This is a genomic window from Rhizobium sp. CG5 (assembly GCF_023701945.1).
Classification (GTDB): Bacteria; Pseudomonadota; Alphaproteobacteria; order Rhizobiales; family Rhizobiaceae; genus Allorhizobium.
Map to the genome: position 1 here is coordinate 121,749 of NZ_JABAEF010000014.1, position 15,176 is coordinate 136,924.

Here is a 15,176-nt window from a genome sequence, read left to right on the forward strand (position 1 = left end):
ATCAAGACCGCGCCGGTGTCCCAGCACACCAAGCCGACGGAACGTTGACCGATGTCTTTCAAACTGTTTGAACTTCTCGTCCAGGCTTCGATCTACACGGTCGCGATCAGTTTCGTATCGATCCTGATCGGCTTTGCGATTGCCATCGGCCTGTCCGGCGCCATGCTGTCGAAAAGCCGGCTCTTCTCTTTCCCGGCAAACCTGTTCGTCAGCTTCTTCCGCGGCGTTCCCCTGCTGGTGCAACTGCTGTTGATCTACAATCTCCTGCCGGTCATCGGCATCAACGTGCCGAGCATCGTCGCGGCCATTGTCGGCCTGTCGCTCTGTACCGCCGCCTATCAGGCGGAAAACCTGCGCGGCGGTTTCGCCAGCGTCCCGCATGGCTATATCGAATCCGCCGAAATGCTCGGCCTGACGCCCGCTCAGGCCTTTATGCGCATCAAGGTGCCGATCGCTCTCCGCTTGACCTTTCCGGCCCTGGTCAACGAGGCGATCCTCATCTTGAAGGCATCCTCGCTGATGTCGGTGGTCGGCATCGTCGAGCTTACCCGCATGGCGCAGGATCTGGCCGGCAGCACCTTCAAGCCGCTTGAGATCTTCGCTGCCGCCGGTTTCCTCTACCTGGTCATCAATTTCGTGGTGGCCCGCACTGGCGGGCTGATCGAGCGCTCGCTTCCAGGAGTGCCGCGATGATCTTCGATATCAATGTCATCATCGAAAAGCTGCCGGAAATCCTGAGCGGTCTCGGCGTCACCATTGCCCTGTGGATCGCAGGTACGATCGGCTCGGTCATGCTCGGCTTCCTCGTTGCCACCGCCCGCAAGTACGGCGGCAGGCTGGTCAACTGGGGGCTCGGCGTCGTCGTCGAGATCCTGCGCGGCACGCCGTTCCTGATCCAGATCTTCCTGCTCTATTACGGCGGCCCTTTCATCGGCCTGGCCCTCGATCCGCTGCCCTGCGGTCTTCTGGGCCTGCTGGTCTATGGATCGGCCTATTACAGCGAGATCTTTCGGGCCGGCTTTGCCGCGGTTCCCGCCGGCCATATCGAGGCGGCGGAATGCCTGGGGCTCACCAGGATACAGATCATCCGCCGCATCCTACTGCCGGAAATGGCGCTTCTCGTGCTGCCGCCTTCGGTCAATATGTCGGTGATCCTGATGAAGGAAACCGCCATCCTGTCGATCATCACCGTGCCGGAACTGACGCTCACCGTCAGCGCCATCGGTTCGCAGCAATATGCCTTCCTGGAATCGATCTTCCTGCTCGCCATCATCTACTGGGTTCTCGTGGAAATCACCGGCCGCCTCGGCCGGCTTGCCGAAACCCGCCTGTCACGCCTGAGGTTTTCCCCGACATGACCCTACCTGCAATCGCCGTCAGCAAGCTTGTCAAACGGTTCGGCACCAGCACCGTACTGGACGACATCAATCTGGATATTCCCGACGGCAAGGTTTCCTGCCTGATCGGCCCTTCGGGCTCCGGCAAGTCGACGCTTCTGCGCTGCCTGGCCTTTCTGGAGGAAACCAGCGAAGGCATGATCACCGTTCATGGCGAAGCACTCGGCTTTTACGAGAACGCCAACGGCGGGCGCGAACGTCTGCCGATGGCCCAGATCCGCAGCGTCCGCTCGCAGATCGGCATGGTCTTCCAGCAATTTAATCTCTGGCCGCACATGACGGCGCTCGGCAATGTCTCGGAAGCCCTGAAGACCGTGCACAAATTGCCAAAGCGCGATGCCGAGGAACGCGCCATGGCCCAGCTGAAAAAGGTCGGCCTTGAAAACCGCGCCGGCCATTATCCGGCGCAGCTGTCGGGCGGCCAGCAGCAGCGCGTAGCGATTGCCCGGGCGCTGGCCCTGCAGCCCAAGATCATGCTGTTCGACGAACCGACATCGGCGCTTGACCCGGAACTGACCGGCGAGGTGCTGAACGTCATGCGCGATCTGGCGGCCGAAGGAATGACCATGGTGGTCGTCAGCCACGAGATCGGCTTTGCCGCCACCGTCGGCCAGCAGATCAGCTTCCTCGATCATGGCAAGCTCTTGTTCACCGGCGCCCCATCGGAGATTTTTGCCAAACCGCGCCATCCACGCCTCGAACAGTTTCTCGACACCTATCTCGATCGCGGAGCCTCGATGCTGGTATGATTGCGCCACGACCCATGGAGATCGGCGAAAACCCGCCGAAATCCCTGCATCAACGCATTCTGGATGACATTCAGGACAATATCGTCAGCGGTCGCTGGCCGCCGGGCCACAAGATCCCGTCGGAGCAGCTTCTGGGCGAGGAATACGGATGCTCCCGCATGACCGTCAACAAGGTGTTGACGCAACTCGCCCGGGCCGGGCTGGTGTTGCGCCGTCGCAAGACCGGCAGCATTGTCATGCCGCAGAATTCCCAGAGCGCGATCCTGGAAATCTACAATATCCGCGACGAGGTCAACGCGCTCAACCTGCCCTATCGCCACGAGATTCTCGACAAAAGCATCCGTCCCCCGACAAAAATCGAGCGCGGCAGCTTGAGCCTGGCGCCAAGGCGGCGGGTCGCCGCCATCACCTGCCTGCACTATGCAGGCGAAGCCCCCTTCTGCCTTGAGGAACGCCTGATCAATCTCGGTGTGGTGCCCGAGGCCGAGACGGAAGATTTCTCAAAGCTGTCGCCCGGCCCCTGGCTTCTGGATCATGTGCCGTGGAACGCCGCCGAGCACCGGATCGCCGCCGAAGGCGCCGGCCAGACGGCGGCCCGGACGCTTTCGATTGCCGTTGGCACGCCGGTTCTGGTCGTCGAACGCCAGACCTGGCGGCTGGACGAGACGGTCACCCATGTGCGCCTCACCTATCCCGGCGGCAGCCACGCGCTGACGGCGCGGTTCACACCATCTCAGAAACTGGTTTAGAGCGGTAATAAGAAGGAAGCTTGGCCATGGCCCGCGACGAGAAACTGAAGCTTGGCACCTTTGTCTATACGTTCGGCTTCAATCCGGCCGCCTGGCTGCATCCGGACAGCGATGTCAACGGCGCCAACGATATCGGCCATCTGCTCAACGTGGCGAAAATCTCCGAAGCCGCCAAATTCGACTTCATGTTCGTCGCGGATTCGCCGGCCTCCGCCATCGGCGATGCCGATGCCCTGTCGCGTTCGCCCACCAAGATGAATCGCTTCGAGCCGCTGACGCTGATCACCGCTCTCTCCGTGCTCACCGAACGCCTCGGCTTCGTCGCCACGGCCTCCACCAGTTACTACGAGCCCTACAACGTCGCCCGTCTCTTTGCCTCGATCGACCATATGAGCGGCGGCCGTGCCTGCTGGAACGTGGTGACATCAGACCATGACGAAACCGGCTATAATTTCAACATGGAAGGCCTGCCGCCCCATGCGCTGCGCTACGAGCGCGGTGCGGAATTCGTCGATGTGGTCTTCGGCCTCTGGGACAGTTTCGAGCCGGACGCCCTGCTGCTCGACCGTCAGAGCGGCCTCTATTACGACAAGACCAAGCTGCACACGCTGGACCACAAGGGCAAGCATTTCCAGGTTCGCGGGCCGCTCAACATCGCCGCCTCGCCGCAGGGCCGGCCAGTCATCGCCCAGGCCGGCGGCTCGGAGGCCGGGATGGAACTGGCCGCCCGCACAGCGGAAATCGTCTTCAGCCTCGCCTCAAACCTGCAGCGCAATCAGGCCTTCTACACCAACGTCAAGGACCGCATGCCGAAGTTCGGTCGCTCCCCCGACGATCTGAAGATGATGCCGGGCGTGGTCGTCAATGTCGGCGCCACCCGCGCCGAGGCGCAGGCCCGCGTCGATTTCCTGATCGACAATCTGCACCCCGATGTCGGCCGCTGGATGCTCGGCGAATTTCTCGAGACCGACCTGTCCGGCGCGCCGCTCGACAAGCCCTTCCCGATGGAGCGCCTTCCTGCCGAGCCGAAGGGCTCGAAGGCCCTTTTCGAGGAACTCAAGGACTATATCAAGCAGGGCCATACGCTCGGCCATCTCATCCGCCACTATGCAGAGAAGAGTACCGGCAACGGCATTACCGGAACGCCGGTGGAAATCGCCGATTTCATGGAGGAATGGTTCGAGGCCCGTGCCGCCGACGGCTTCATCCTGATGTTCCCGACCCTGCCGGCCAGCCTCAACGACTTCGTCGAACTCGTCGTGCCGGAACTGCGCCGCCGCGGTCTGTTCCGCGAGGAATACGAGGGCACGACATTGCGCGAAAATCTCGGCCTGTCGATGCCCGTCAATCGGTATGTCGCAGCCCGCGAAGGTAAGTAATCACGAACCTTTAGAAGGCGGCAATCAGCTCCCGCATCACCTTGCGGAACCGCGCACCAACGACTTCTGCATGCCGATGCCGGCCGCCTTCGACCTGTTTCTGACCCGCCGACCAGACGCAATCGACGCTGGCCCCCCTGGCAAAGATCCAGCTGTCGAGCAGGCTGTCAGCGGTCAGGCCATAGTCGTGATGCGGCTTCAGGCTGAAGAAGTCGGCCGATTGACCGGCGGTGAGGCCCGCATCGCACTGAAGGGCCGCCGCCCCGCCGACAAGGGCGCCTTCGAACAGATGCCGTCCAGTCGAGCCGCCCGGCACCGCGATGACATTGCGCGCCCTTTTCGCCAGACGCAGCCCATATTCCAGCTGCCGCAATTCGTCGGAAATGCCGATCAGGACATTCGAGTCCGAGCCGATGCCGAACCGCCCGCCATGTTCCAGGAAGGTTTCGGCCGCAAAGATGCCATCGCCGAGATTGGCCTCGGTGATCGGGCAAAGCCCGGCAACGGCCCTGGTCTTTGCCATGCGCGTGGTCTCGTCGGCGGTCATGTGGGTGGCGTGGATCAGACACCAGCGCTCGTTGAGCCCGACATTGTCGAGCAGCCATTCGACCGGCCGCGCGCCGGACCACGCCACACAATCCTCGACTTCCTTCACCTGCTCGGCGACATGGATATGGATCGGCCCATCGAAAGGCAGGCCGAGCAATTGCCGTATCTCATCCGGCGTGACCGCCCGCAGGCTGTGCGGGGCGATGCCGGTCACCATTCCCGGAACCTGGACATGCAGCGCCTGGCAGGCCTCCAGCAGCCGCGAGAATTGTTCGACATCATGGATGAACCGGCGCTGGCCCGGCGACGGATCTGCGCCGCCAAAGCTGAAATGCGCATAGAAGACCGGCAGGAGCGTCAGTCCGATGCCGGCGGTCGATGCCGCCGCGGCGATCCGCTCGGACATTTCACCAGGGTTGTCGTAGGGCTGCCCGTTGCGATCGTGATGCAGGTAATGAAATTCCCCGACCCGGCAGAACCCCGTCTCCAGCATCTCGACATAGAGCTGGGCGGCAATCGCCTCCATCTGCTCCGGGTTCATGCTGAGCGCAAAGCGATACATCACCGTGCGCCAGCTCCAGAAACTGTCGTCGGTCGGTCCGCGCATTTCGGCGAGCCCCGCCATGCCGCGCTGAAAAGCGTGGCTGTGCAGATTGGCGATACCCGGCAGGATCATGCCATGGCGTTCGTCTTCAGGAGACGCCGCGACGCCGGTCTCGACCGAGGCAATCCGGTTGCCGACCAGTGTCAGCCGCACATCCCTGGCAAAGCCATCCGGCAGCAGCGCCGTTTCCGCATGGATTGTCTTCATCGCTCCAACTCCCCCGATCCGGCTCACCTGATTTGGACTTGCGTCCCGCTTCATTAAGTATATACATAATGGCAAAATAACATGGACGCAATGCGGGAAATCGGGGAACGAACCTGCCATGGCTGAAGCAAATCGCATCTGGCGCAACGCGCGTCTGGCCACTCTGAGGGCCGAGTTTTCGGGCCTCGGCATCGTCGAATCCGGCGCGCTTGCCGCCAGCAACGGCCGCATCCTCTATGCAGGACCCGAGGCCGACCTGCCGGCCGATCTGCTTGAAAGCGCCGAGATCGTGGATTGTGGCAACCGCTGGATCACGCCAGGCCTGATCGATTGCCACACCCATCTGATCCATGCCGGCAACCGCGCCAGGGAATTCCAGATGCGCCTGGCCGGCGCGACCTATGAGGAAGTCGCCCGCGCCGGCGGCGGTATCATCTCTTCGGTGCGTCAGGTCCGCGCCGCCGGCGAAGAGGAACTCCTGGCCGAAACCCTACCCCGGCTCGATGCGCTGATGGCCGAGGGCGTGACGACAATCGAGGTGAAATCCGGTTACGGCCTGACCGTCGACGACGAATTGAAGATGCTGCGCGCCGCCCGCCGGCTGGCCGACGAGCGATCGGTGACCATCCGCACCACCTATCTCGGCGCCCATGCGACGCCAGCCGAATACAAGGGCCGCAACGCCGACTTCATCCGCGAGGTCGTGCTGCCCGGTCTCAAGGCCGCCCATGCGGCTGGTCTGGCCGACGCGGTCGACGGTTTTTGCGAAGGCATCGCCTTTTCCGTCACGGAAATCCGCAGCGTCTTCGAGGCAGCCGCCGCGCTTGGCTTGCCGGTGAAACTGCATGCCGACCAATTGTCGAACCTGCATGGTGCCGCCCTTGCCGCCGAATTCGGCGGCCTCTCGGCCGACCATCTGGAATATACCGACGAGGTTGGCGCCATTGCCATGGCCAAGGCCGGAACCGTTGCGGTCATCCTGCCCGGCGCCTTCTATTTCATCCGCGAGACGAAAAAGCCGCCCATCGACCTGTTCCGCCAGCATGGCGTGGCCATGGCCATTGCCACCGACAACAATCCCGGCACCTCGCCGCTGACCTCCCTGCTCCTCACCATGAACATGGCCGCAACCCTGTTCGGCCTGACGGTCGACGAATGCATCGCCGGCACCACACGGCACGCCGCCCGCGCCCTCGGGCTGCAGGATGAAACCGGCACGCTGGAGCCCGGCAAATGGGCCGACCTGGCGATCTGGGACATCGAGGACCCGGCCGAACTCGTCTACCGCATGGGTTTCAACCCGCTGCACACCCGTGTCTGGAGGGGAATGTGAGGATCGCTCCACTGGTACCCCCCTCTGTCGGCTACGCCGACATCTCCCCCTCAAGGGGGGAGATTGGACGCAGTCCGCCTACCCCGGACCGATCTCCCTCCTTGAGGGGGAGATGCCCGGCAGGGCAGAGGGGGGTCATCTCATTCTCATACGCGTCAGGAGTCCGCCCATGACCATCACCCTCCACCCCGGCCGTGTGCCACTGTCCGAACTCGCGCAGATCTATTGGACAGGCGCCGCCGCCAGGCTCGACCGCAGCTATGATGCCGGCATTGAAAAGGCGGCTGCTCGCATTGCCCAGATCGCGGCCGGCAATGAGCCGGTCTATGGCATCAATACGGGCTTCGGAAAGCTGGCGTCGATCAGGATCGATGCTGCCGATGTCGCCACCCTGCAGCGCAATCTTATCCTCTCCCATTGCTGCGGCGTCGGGGCACCCTTGGCAGAGAACATCGTCCGGCTGATCATGGCGCTGAAGCTGATTTCGCTCGGCCGCGGCGCGTCCGGCACGCGGCTCGAAGTCGTCCGCCTGATCGAGGCCATGCTCGAAAAAGGCGTGACACCGGTCATCCCCGAAAAAGGCTCCGTCGGCGCTTCGGGCGACCTGGCCCCGCTTGCCCATATGGCAGCGGTAATGATGGGCGAGGCCGAAGCCTTTTATGGCGGCGAGAAACTGCCCGGCCGCGTTGCCCTCGAAAAGGCCGGACTGACCCCGGTCGTGCTGGCCGCCAAGGAAGGCCTGGCCCTGATCAATGGCACGCAGGTCTCCACCGCTCTCGCGCTGGCCGGCCTGTTCCGCGCCCATCGCGCCGCCCAGAGCGCGCTGATCACCGGGGCCCTCTCCACCGATGCCGCCATGGGCTCGTCGGCGCCGTTCCACCCGGACATTCACTCCTTGCGCGGCCATAAGGGCCAGATCGACACCGCCGCGGCGCTGCGCGGCCTGCTGGACGGCTCGGTCATCCGCCAGAGCCATCTCGACGGTGACGAGCGCGTGCAGGATCCCTATTGCATCCGCTGCCAGCCGCAGGTCGATGGCGCCTGCCTCGATCTGCTGCGCGCGGTCGGGCGGACGCTCGAAATCGAGGCCAATGCCGTCACCGACAATCCGCTTGTTCTGTCCGATGACACCGTCGTCTCCGGCGGCAATTTCCACGCCGAACCGGTAGCCTTTGCCGCCGATCAGATCGCCCTTGCCATCTGCGAGATCGGCGCCATCGCCCAGCGCCGCATCGCGCTGCTGGTCGACCCCGCCTTGTCCTATGGCCTGCCAGCATTCCTGGCCAAGAAACCGGGCCTCAATTCCGGCCTGATGATCGCCGAGGTGACCTCTGCCGCCCTGATGTCGGAAAACAAGCAGATGGCCCATCCGGCCTCTGTCGATTCCACGCCCACGTCGGCCAACCAGGAAGACCATGTCTCCATGGCCTGCCACGGCGCCCGCCGCCTGCTGCAGATGACCGACAATCTGTTCTCGATCATCGGCATCGAAGCGCTGACGGCAGCACAGGGCATCGACTTCCGCGCACCGCTGACCACCAGCCCGCAATTGCAGCAGGCCATCGCAGCACTTCGCGCCGTGGTGCCGACGCTCGACGTCGACCGCTACATGGCCCCTGACCTTGCCGCTGCCACGGATCTCGTGGCGAGCGGGGCGCTGAACGCCAGCGTTTCGGCCGGGCTGTTGCCGGGATTGGAGGGGTGAGGATGATGCGGACCTGCTTTCCTGCCATACCCCCCTCTGTCCTGCCGGACATCTCCCCCTCAAGGGGGGAGATCGGACAATCGAAACCATTCGCTTCAACGGCTAGGTTTCTGCGGCGGTTTTCCGCAGTAGGCGAGATAGGTTTTGGCCGAACGGGCGCATCCCTGATCTCCCCCATTGAGGGGGAGATGTCCGACAGGACAGAGGGGGGTGCCACTTGCCACGACGCGCTGAAAACCCGAGGAAATGCATCATGACCGATACCTTCGAAATCACCCAAGGCGCCTCCCCCGTCATCCTCGCCTTCCCCCACACCGGCACCTCGGTGCCGCCCGAGATCTGGGGCCGGCTGAACGACACTGGACAGGTGCTGGCCGATACCGACTGGCATATCCATGAGCTCTATGCCGGCCTGCTGCCGGATGCGACCACGGTGCGCGCCACATTCCATCGCTACTGCATCGACGCCAATCGCGATCCGGCGGGCACCAGCCTCTATCCCGGCCAGAACACCACCGGCCTGATCCCCGAAACCGATTTCGACGGGCTTGCAATCTGGAAAACCGGCGCCGAGCCGGTGCAGGCGGATATTGCCGAGCGGCTCAAGCGTTTTCATGCGCCATATCATGTAGCCCTTGCCGCCGAGATCGAGCGGGTGAAATCCATTCACGGCATCGTCATCCTCTACGATTGCCATTCGATCCGCTCGCATATCCCGTTTCTCTTCGAAGGCAGATTGCCGGATTTCAACATTGGCACCGACGGCGGAAGAACCTGCGATCCGGCGATCGAACGCGCCGTCGTCGAGACCACCGCTGCCGCCGCCGGTTACTCCAGCGTCCTCAATGGCCGCTTCAAGGGCGGCTGGACGACACGCCACTATAGCCGGCCGGACAGCGGCGTGCATACCATCCAGATGGAACTGGCCCAGTCCACCCACCTGACGACCGAAGCGCCGCCCTTTGCCTATGATGAGGGGAAGGCCGAGACGCTTCGGGCGCATCTGAAAGACATTCTCACGCGCATCGAGACATTTGCGCTCGACAAGAAACGATAAGGGGAACCTGCCATGACCGATCCGCGCCACAATATCCGCGATGTCCGCGCCGCCACCGGCAACGAGATCACCGCCAAGAGCTGGCTGACCGAAGCGCCGATGCGCATGCTGATGAACAATCTCGATCCAGATGTCGCCGAACGGCCGCACGAACTGGTGGTCTATGGTGGCATCGGCCGTGCGGCACGCACCTGGGCCGATTTCGACACGATCGTCGCCACCTTGAAAACCTTGAACGACGACGAGACCCTGCTGGTTCAGTCCGGCAAGCCCGTCGGCGTATTCCGCACCCACAAGGATGCGCCGCGCGTGCTGATTGCCAATTCGAACCTGGTGCCCCATTGGGCCACCTGGGACCATTTCAACGAACTCGACAAGAAAGGCCTGGCCATGTACGGCCAGATGACCGCCGGCTCGTGGATCTATATCGGCGCCCAGGGCATCGTCCAGGGCACCTATGAAACCTTCGTCGAGGCCGGCCGCCAGCATTACGATGGCAGCCTCAAGGGTAAGTGGATCCTGACCGGTGGCCTGGGCGGCATGGGCGGCGCCCAGCCGCTTGCCGCCGTCATGGCCGGCGCCTGTTGCCTGGCTGTCGAATGCGACGAGACCCGCGCCGATTTCCGGCTGCGCACCCGTTATGTCGACGAGAAGACCGACAGCCTCGACGAGGCGCTGGCAAAGATCGACCAGTGGACCAAGGCCGGAGAGGCCAAGTCGATCGCACTGATCGGCAATGCCGCCGAGATCTTTCCGGAACTCGTCAAGCGCGGCGTGCGCCCCGATATCGTCACCGACCAGACCTCGGCCCATGATCCGCTGCATGGCTATCTGCCGCTCGGCTGGACGGTTGCCGAATGGCGCGCCAAACAGGAAAGCGATCCGAAAGCGGTCGAAGCTGCTGCCCGCGCTTCGATGAAGGTGCATGTCGCCGCCATGGTCGATTTCTGGAACGCCGGCATCCCGACGCTCGACTACGGCAACAATATCCGCCAGGTCGCCAAGGACGAGGGCCTCGAAAACGCCTTCGCCTTCCCGGGCTTCGTGCCGGCCTATATCCGCCCGCTGTTTTGCCGCGGCATCGGTCCGTTCCGCTGGGCCGCCCTGTCCGGCAATCCGGAGGACATCTACAAGACCGACGCCAAGGTCAAGGAACTGACCCCCGGCAACACCCATCTGCACAACTGGCTGGACATGGCGCGCGAGCGCATCTCCTTCCAGGGCCTGCCGGCCCGCATCTGCTGGGTGGGTCTCGGCGATCGCCATCGTTTGGGCCTTGCCTTCAACGAAATGGTTGCCAATGGCGAACTGTCAGCGCCGATCGTCATCGGCCGCGACCATCTGGATTCCGGCTCCGTCGCCTCGCCGAACCGCGAGACCGAAGCGATGAAGGACGGCTCGGATGCGGTCTCCGACTGGCCGCTGCTGAACGCGCTGCTCAACACCGCCTCCGGCGCCACCTGGGTGTCGATCCATCATGGCGGCGGCGTCGGCATGGGCTTCTCCCAGCATTCCGGCATGGTGATCTGCTGCGACGGCACGGAAGATGCAGCCCGCCGCATCGAGCGCGTGCTTTGGAACGATCCGGCCACCGGCGTCATGCGCCATGCCGATGCCGGCTATGACATTGCTGTCGAGTGCGCCAAGGAACAAGGGCTGCGGCTCCCCGGCATTCTCGGGAATTAGCCGATGAAGGTGGTGCGCATTGCCGATTGCAAACGCATGCCGTGGAAGAACGGCGGTGGCGAAACCGTGGAGATCGCGGTTTCGCCAACCGGGTCTTCTGTCGAAGATTTCGATTGGCGCATCAGCATGGCGACGGTGGCAACCGATGGGCCGTTCTCGGCCTTTGCCGGCATCGATCGGACCCTGACCGTGCTGGAGGGCCAGGGCATGACCCTGGAGATCGCCGGCATGGGCATGGTGCACCTTGGCAGCACCTCAGACCCCATGGCGTTTCCCGGCGATGTTGCTGTCCATGCGACATTATCCGAAGGGCCGATCGTCGACTTCAACGTCATGACGCGCCGCAACAGCCGGCATCGTGTCGTCCGCGGCCATCTGTCAGACTTGCTGCAGCCCGACACCGACGCCGATCTGCGGATGTTTCTGGCTCTGGAGCCGATCACTCTCGAAATGCAGCAGGGGCCCGTATCGCTCGGGCGCTATGACATGGCTCTCTGCGACAGGAGCGACAGTCCAAGTCTCGTCAACAACGAGAGCGATGGCAAGATCGTCCTCGTGCAGATCTGGTCCTAGCCTTACCCATAAGCACCATCGCCGGCTGCAGACCGGCGATGGTACGATCTTCAAAGATCAGGCGACGGCGGCAACCCTCGGCAGAACCGCTTGCAGCGACAGGCGGACGGCCGCATCGGCATGCAGCAAGGTCGAATCGAAGGTCGGGATGTCAAAGTCGCCGGCATTCACCAGCAGGCCGATTTCCGTGCAGCCGAGAATGACGCTGTCGGCACCTGCCGCCACGCCCTTGGCGACAATTTCCTTGTAGCGCGCCTGCGACGACGCCTTGGCAATGCCGCAGCACAATTCGTTGAAGATGATGTCGTGCACATCCTGGCGGTCGGCCGCATCCGGCACCAGCACCTCAAGGCCGAAGCTGGTTTCGACGCGGTTGCGATAGAAATCCTGCTCCATCGTATAGCGCGTCGCCAGCAGCAGCGGACGGCGGCATCCGGCATCGCGCACGGCTCTGCCCGTCACGTCGGCAATATGGATGAGCGGAATGCCGACCGCGGCCTGGATCTGGTCCGCCAGCAGATGCATGGTGTTGGTGCAGATCAGGATCATCTCTGCCCCGGCCTGTTCCAGCTCGACCGCCACAGCACCCAGCACCGCCGCGGCCTCGTCCCAGGCCCCGGCCTTCTGCAGCGTGACGATCTCCTCGAAATTGACCGAGCGCAGCGCCACATCGGCAGAATTGAGGCCGCCCAGCGCGTCCCGCACCTGCTCGTTGACCCGCTTGTAATAGACCGCGGTGCTTTCCCAGCTCATTCCGCCAATCATGCCGATACGCTTCATGTTCCCGTCCTCGATTGTTCTCTTGCGATGTTGGAAAGGATTGTAGCGGCAGGAACAGGCGAATGTTTTGCGTTTTTGTGCGCTGAAAACGTAGATTATGAGGATTTATCCTATTATGATGAAACCTAGTAGGATGAATAATCGAGATAGCGAGATATCGTCGACTACCGCTCCGACAATCCGGCGCAGCGGCAGGACAAGAGGAAACCAGCAATGACGGAATCAAAAATGTTCGATGAGATAGACCGCAAGATCATCGAAATCCTGCAGGTGAATGCCGATCGGTCGGTTGTCGATATCGCCGAGGCGGTCGGCCTGTCCCATACGCCATGCTGGCGGCGGATCAAGCGCATGGAGGACATGGGCCTCATCCGCAGCCGTGTCGCCCTGGTCGATCGCCGCATGGCCAATGTGCCGATGTCGGTCTTCATTTCCGTCAAGGTGCCGCGCCATACCTCGGAATGGCTGAACACGTTCCGAAAGGAGATCCAGAACATTCCGGAAATCGTCGAAGCCTATCGCCTGACCGGCGAGAAGGATTATCTGCTGCGCACGGTCGTGCCGGATATCGACGTCTATGACCAGGTCTACAAGACCCTGATCAGCCGCATCGAATTTTCAGACCTCAGCGCCTCCATCTCCATGGAAGAGATGAAGTTCACCACGGCCCTGCCGACCAAATACATGTAGGAAGCCGTGGCGCTGGCGCGCCGCTGAAAAATCTGCGACAGGCTGCACGACCCGTGGCATAAGGGCGCCGCAACGTTTTGGACCCGTCACCACATGATTCGTATCGAGAATATCAGCAAGCAGCTCAGCCACCGGATTCTCTTCATCGAGGCCTCCGCAGCCCTCAACCGCGGCGAGAAGATCGGCCTTGTAGGCCCCAACGGTGCCGGCAAGACCACCGTCTTCCGGATGATCACCGGCCAGGAAAATCCCGACGAGGGACAGGTCTCCGTCGATAAGGGCGTGACGATCGGCTATTTCAACCAGGATGTCGGCGAGATGGAAGGCCAGAGCGCCGTCGCCGAGGTCATGGATGGCGCTGGCCCCGTCAGCATTGTCGCCGCCGAATTGCGCGAACTGGAAGCGGCCATGGTCGATCCCGACCAACTCGACAAGATGGATGAAATCATCGAGCGCTACGGCGAAGTGCAGGCCCGTTACGAGGAACTCGACGGCTATGCACTGGAGGGACGGGCCCGCGAAGTGCTGGCCGGCCTGAGCTTCAGCCAGGAGATGATGGACGGCGATGTCGGCAAGCTGTCGGGCGGCTGGAAAATGCGCGTCGCTCTCGCCCGCATCCTGCTGATGCGACCGGATGTCATGCTGCTCGACGAGCCGAGCAACCATCTGGATCTCGAAAGCCTCATCTGGCTCGAGCAGTTCCTCAAAGGTTATGAGGGCGCCCTGCTGATGACCTCGCACGACCGCGAATTCATGAACCGCATCGTCACCAAGGTCATCGAGATCGACGGCGGCACGCTGACCACCTTCTCCGGCGACTACGAATTTTACGAGCAGCAGCGGGCGTTGAACGAAAAGCACCAGCAGTCGCAGTTCGAGCGCCAGCAGGCCATGCTGGCCAAGGAAATCAAGTTCATCGAGCGTTTCAAGGCGCGCGCCAGCCATGCCGCCCAGGTGCAGAGCCGGGTCAAGAAGCTGGAAAAGATCGACCGGGTCGAGCCGCCCAAGCGCCGCCAGTCGGTCGCTTTCGAATTCCAGCCGGCGCCGCGCTCCGGCGAAGACGTGGTCAACCTGAAGAACGTCCACAAGAGCTATGGCAGCCGCAGCATCTATGAAGGGCTGAACTTCATGGTGCGCCGACGCGAGCGCTGGTGCATCATGGGCATCAACGGCGCCGGGAAATCCACGCTTTTAAAGCTGGTGACCGGCAGCACCGATCCCGACCAGGGCAGCGTGGCGCTGGGTGCCAGCGTCAAGATGGGCTATTTCGCCCAGCATGCCATGGACCTGCTCGATGGCGAGCGCACCGTCTTCCAGTCCTTGGAAGACTCCTTTCCGCAGGCAGGGCAAGGAGCGCTGCGCTCGCTTGCCGGCTGCTTCGGCTTCTCAGGCGACGACGTTGAAAAGCGATGCCGGGTTCTGTCCGGCGGCGAAAAGGCGCGGCTGGTGATGGCGATCATGCTGTTCGACCCACCCAACCTGCTGGTGCTGGACGAGCCCACCAACCATCTCGACCTCGACACCAAGGAAATGCTGATCAAGGCCCTGTCCGAATACGAGGGCACCATGCTGTTCGTCTCCCACGACCGGCATTTCCTCGCAGCACTTTCCAATCGCGTGCTGGAACTGACGCCCGATGGCATCCACCAATATGGCGGCGGCTATACGGAATATGTGGCCCGCACCGGCCATGAAGCGCCGGGCCTGCGAAGCTGAAC

General features: G+C 62.7%; 14 protein-coding genes. 12 read left to right on the plus strand and 2 right to left on the minus strand.

Annotated elements, in window-relative coordinates:
• Nucleotides 1-51 precede the first annotated feature (51 nt).
• Genes HGO38_RS21450 through HGO38_RS21470 form a run of 5 tightly spaced genes read left to right on the plus strand, consistent with a single transcriptional unit; the run spans nucleotide 52 to nucleotide 4,274 of the window.
• Complete coding sequence (locus HGO38_RS21450) at nucleotides 52-693, plus strand: amino acid ABC transporter permease (protein ID WP_250957941.1); 642 nt, start codon at nucleotides 52-54, stop codon at nucleotides 691-693.
• Nucleotides 690-1,358, plus strand: coding sequence for an amino acid ABC transporter permease (locus HGO38_RS21455; RefSeq protein WP_250957942.1), 669 nt, complete (start codon nucleotides 690-692; stop codon nucleotides 1,356-1,358). The genes HGO38_RS21450 and HGO38_RS21455 overlap by 4 nt, the downstream gene beginning before the upstream one ends.
• On the plus strand, nucleotides 1,355-2,146 hold the full coding sequence (locus HGO38_RS21460) for an amino acid ABC transporter ATP-binding protein (RefSeq protein WP_250957943.1): 792 nt from the start codon (nucleotides 1,355-1,357) through the stop codon (nucleotides 2,144-2,146). The genes HGO38_RS21455 and HGO38_RS21460 overlap by 4 nt, the downstream gene beginning before the upstream one ends.
• Nucleotides 2,143-2,895, plus strand: a complete 753-nt coding sequence (gene hutC / locus HGO38_RS21465) for a histidine utilization transcriptional repressor HutC (RefSeq protein ID WP_250957944.1) — start codon at nucleotides 2,143-2,145, stop codon at nucleotides 2,893-2,895. The genes HGO38_RS21460 and hutC overlap by 4 nt, the downstream gene beginning before the upstream one ends.
• Before the next feature lie 26 nt (nucleotides 2,896-2,921).
• Complete coding sequence (locus HGO38_RS21470; RefSeq protein WP_250957945.1) at nucleotides 2,922-4,274, plus strand: LLM class flavin-dependent oxidoreductase; 1,353 nt, start codon at nucleotides 2,922-2,924, stop codon at nucleotides 4,272-4,274.
• Nucleotides 4,275-4,284: 10 nt separating this feature from the next.
• On the opposite strand, the gene HGO38_RS21475 is transcribed toward HGO38_RS21470, so the two are convergent.
• Nucleotides 4,285-5,634, minus strand: a complete 1,350-nt coding sequence (locus HGO38_RS21475; RefSeq protein WP_250957946.1) for a formimidoylglutamate deiminase — start codon at nucleotides 5,632-5,634, stop codon at nucleotides 4,285-4,287.
• A gap of 118 nt (nucleotides 5,635-5,752) precedes the next feature.
• On the opposite strand from HGO38_RS21475, the gene hutI reads away from it, so the two are divergent.
• The 5 genes from hutI (at nucleotide 5,753) to HGO38_RS21500 (ending at nucleotide 11,988) form a co-directional block, all read left to right on the plus strand.
• A complete protein-coding gene (gene hutI / locus HGO38_RS21480) occupies nucleotides 5,753-6,967 on the plus strand; it encodes an imidazolonepropionase (RefSeq protein ID WP_250957947.1) in 1,215 nt (404 codons plus the stop codon).
• A 169-nt stretch (nucleotides 6,968-7,136) separates the two neighbouring features.
• Nucleotides 7,137-8,672 (plus strand): histidine ammonia-lyase, encoded by a 1,536-nt coding sequence (gene hutH / locus HGO38_RS21485; protein WP_250957948.1) that lies wholly within the window; start codon nucleotides 7,137-7,139, stop codon nucleotides 8,670-8,672.
• Between the two features lie 253 nt (nucleotides 8,673-8,925).
• Nucleotides 8,926-9,729: an N-formylglutamate deformylase gene (hutG, locus tag HGO38_RS21490; RefSeq protein WP_250957949.1), complete on the plus strand. Its 804-nt coding sequence runs from the start codon at nucleotides 8,926-8,928 to the stop codon at nucleotides 9,727-9,729.
• 12 nt (nucleotides 9,730-9,741) lie between these two features.
• The gene (hutU, locus tag HGO38_RS21495; protein WP_250957950.1) at nucleotides 9,742-11,415 is read left to right on the plus strand and encodes a urocanate hydratase; all 1,674 of its coding nucleotides are present in this window, start codon (nucleotides 9,742-9,744) and stop codon (nucleotides 11,413-11,415) included.
• A 3-nt stretch (nucleotides 11,416-11,418) separates the two neighbouring features.
• Nucleotides 11,419-11,988: a HutD/Ves family protein gene (locus HGO38_RS21500; RefSeq protein WP_250957951.1), complete on the plus strand. Its 570-nt coding sequence runs from the start codon at nucleotides 11,419-11,421 to the stop codon at nucleotides 11,986-11,988.
• Nucleotides 11,989-12,045: 57 nt separating this feature from the next.
• On the opposite strand, the gene HGO38_RS21505 is transcribed toward HGO38_RS21500, so the two are convergent.
• Nucleotides 12,046-12,768, minus strand: a complete 723-nt coding sequence (locus tag HGO38_RS21505; protein ID WP_250957952.1) for an aspartate/glutamate racemase family protein — start codon at nucleotides 12,766-12,768, stop codon at nucleotides 12,046-12,048.
• Between the two features lie 213 nt (nucleotides 12,769-12,981).
• Here HGO38_RS21505 and HGO38_RS21510 point away from each other — a divergent pair, with 213 nt between their 5' ends.
• Together HGO38_RS21510 and HGO38_RS21515 are read left to right on the plus strand one after the other, a co-directional pair.
• Nucleotides 12,982-13,458 carry an Lrp/AsnC family transcriptional regulator gene (locus tag HGO38_RS21510; RefSeq protein WP_250957953.1) on the plus strand — a complete coding sequence of 159 codons (477 nt, stop codon included), beginning with the start codon at nucleotides 12,982-12,984 and terminating at the stop codon, nucleotides 13,456-13,458.
• A 93-nt stretch (nucleotides 13,459-13,551) separates the two neighbouring features.
• Nucleotides 13,552-15,174, plus strand: coding sequence for an ABC-F family ATP-binding cassette domain-containing protein (locus HGO38_RS21515; protein ID WP_250957954.1), 1,623 nt, complete (start codon nucleotides 13,552-13,554; stop codon nucleotides 15,172-15,174).
• Nucleotides 15,175-15,176: the final 2 nt, after the last annotated feature.

Excerpts from the sequence above, each read along its gene's own strand:
- hutH (WP_250957948.1), top strand. The coding sequence starts at position 7,137 with ATGACCATCACCCTCCACCCCGGCCGTGTGCCACTGTCCGAACTCGCG.
- HGO38_RS21450 (WP_250957941.1), top strand. The coding sequence starts at position 52 with ATGTCTTTCAAACTGTTTGAACTTCTCGTCCAGGCTTCGATCTACACG.
- hutU (WP_250957950.1), top strand. The coding sequence starts at position 9,742 with ATGACCGATCCGCGCCACAATATCCGCGATGTCCGCGCCGCCACCGGC.
- hutI (WP_250957947.1), top strand. The coding sequence starts at position 5,753 with ATGGCTGAAGCAAATCGCATCTGGCGCAACGCGCGTCTGGCCACTCTG.
- HGO38_RS21470 (WP_250957945.1), top strand. The coding sequence starts at position 2,922 with ATGGCCCGCGACGAGAAACTGAAGCTTGGCACCTTTGTCTATACGTTC.
- hutC (WP_250957944.1), top strand. The coding sequence starts at position 2,143 with ATGATTGCGCCACGACCCATGGAGATCGGCGAAAACCCGCCGAAATCC.
- HGO38_RS21475 (WP_250957946.1), bottom strand. The coding sequence starts at position 5,634 with ATGAAGACAATCCATGCGGAAACGGCGCTGCTGCCGGATGGCTTTGCC.
- HGO38_RS21460 (WP_250957943.1), top strand. The coding sequence starts at position 1,355 with ATGACCCTACCTGCAATCGCCGTCAGCAAGCTTGTCAAACGGTTCGGC.
- HGO38_RS21505 (WP_250957952.1), bottom strand. The coding sequence starts at position 12,768 with ATGAAGCGTATCGGCATGATTGGCGGAATGAGCTGGGAAAGCACCGCG.
- HGO38_RS21510 (WP_250957953.1), top strand. The coding sequence starts at position 12,982 with ATGACGGAATCAAAAATGTTCGATGAGATAGACCGCAAGATCATCGAA.
- HGO38_RS21500 (WP_250957951.1), top strand. The coding sequence starts at position 11,419 with ATGAAGGTGGTGCGCATTGCCGATTGCAAACGCATGCCGTGGAAGAAC.
- HGO38_RS21455 (WP_250957942.1), top strand. The coding sequence starts at position 690 with ATGATCTTCGATATCAATGTCATCATCGAAAAGCTGCCGGAAATCCTG.
- HGO38_RS21515 (WP_250957954.1), top strand. The coding sequence starts at position 13,552 with ATGATTCGTATCGAGAATATCAGCAAGCAGCTCAGCCACCGGATTCTC.
- hutG (WP_250957949.1), top strand. The coding sequence starts at position 8,926 with ATGACCGATACCTTCGAAATCACCCAAGGCGCCTCCCCCGTCATCCTC.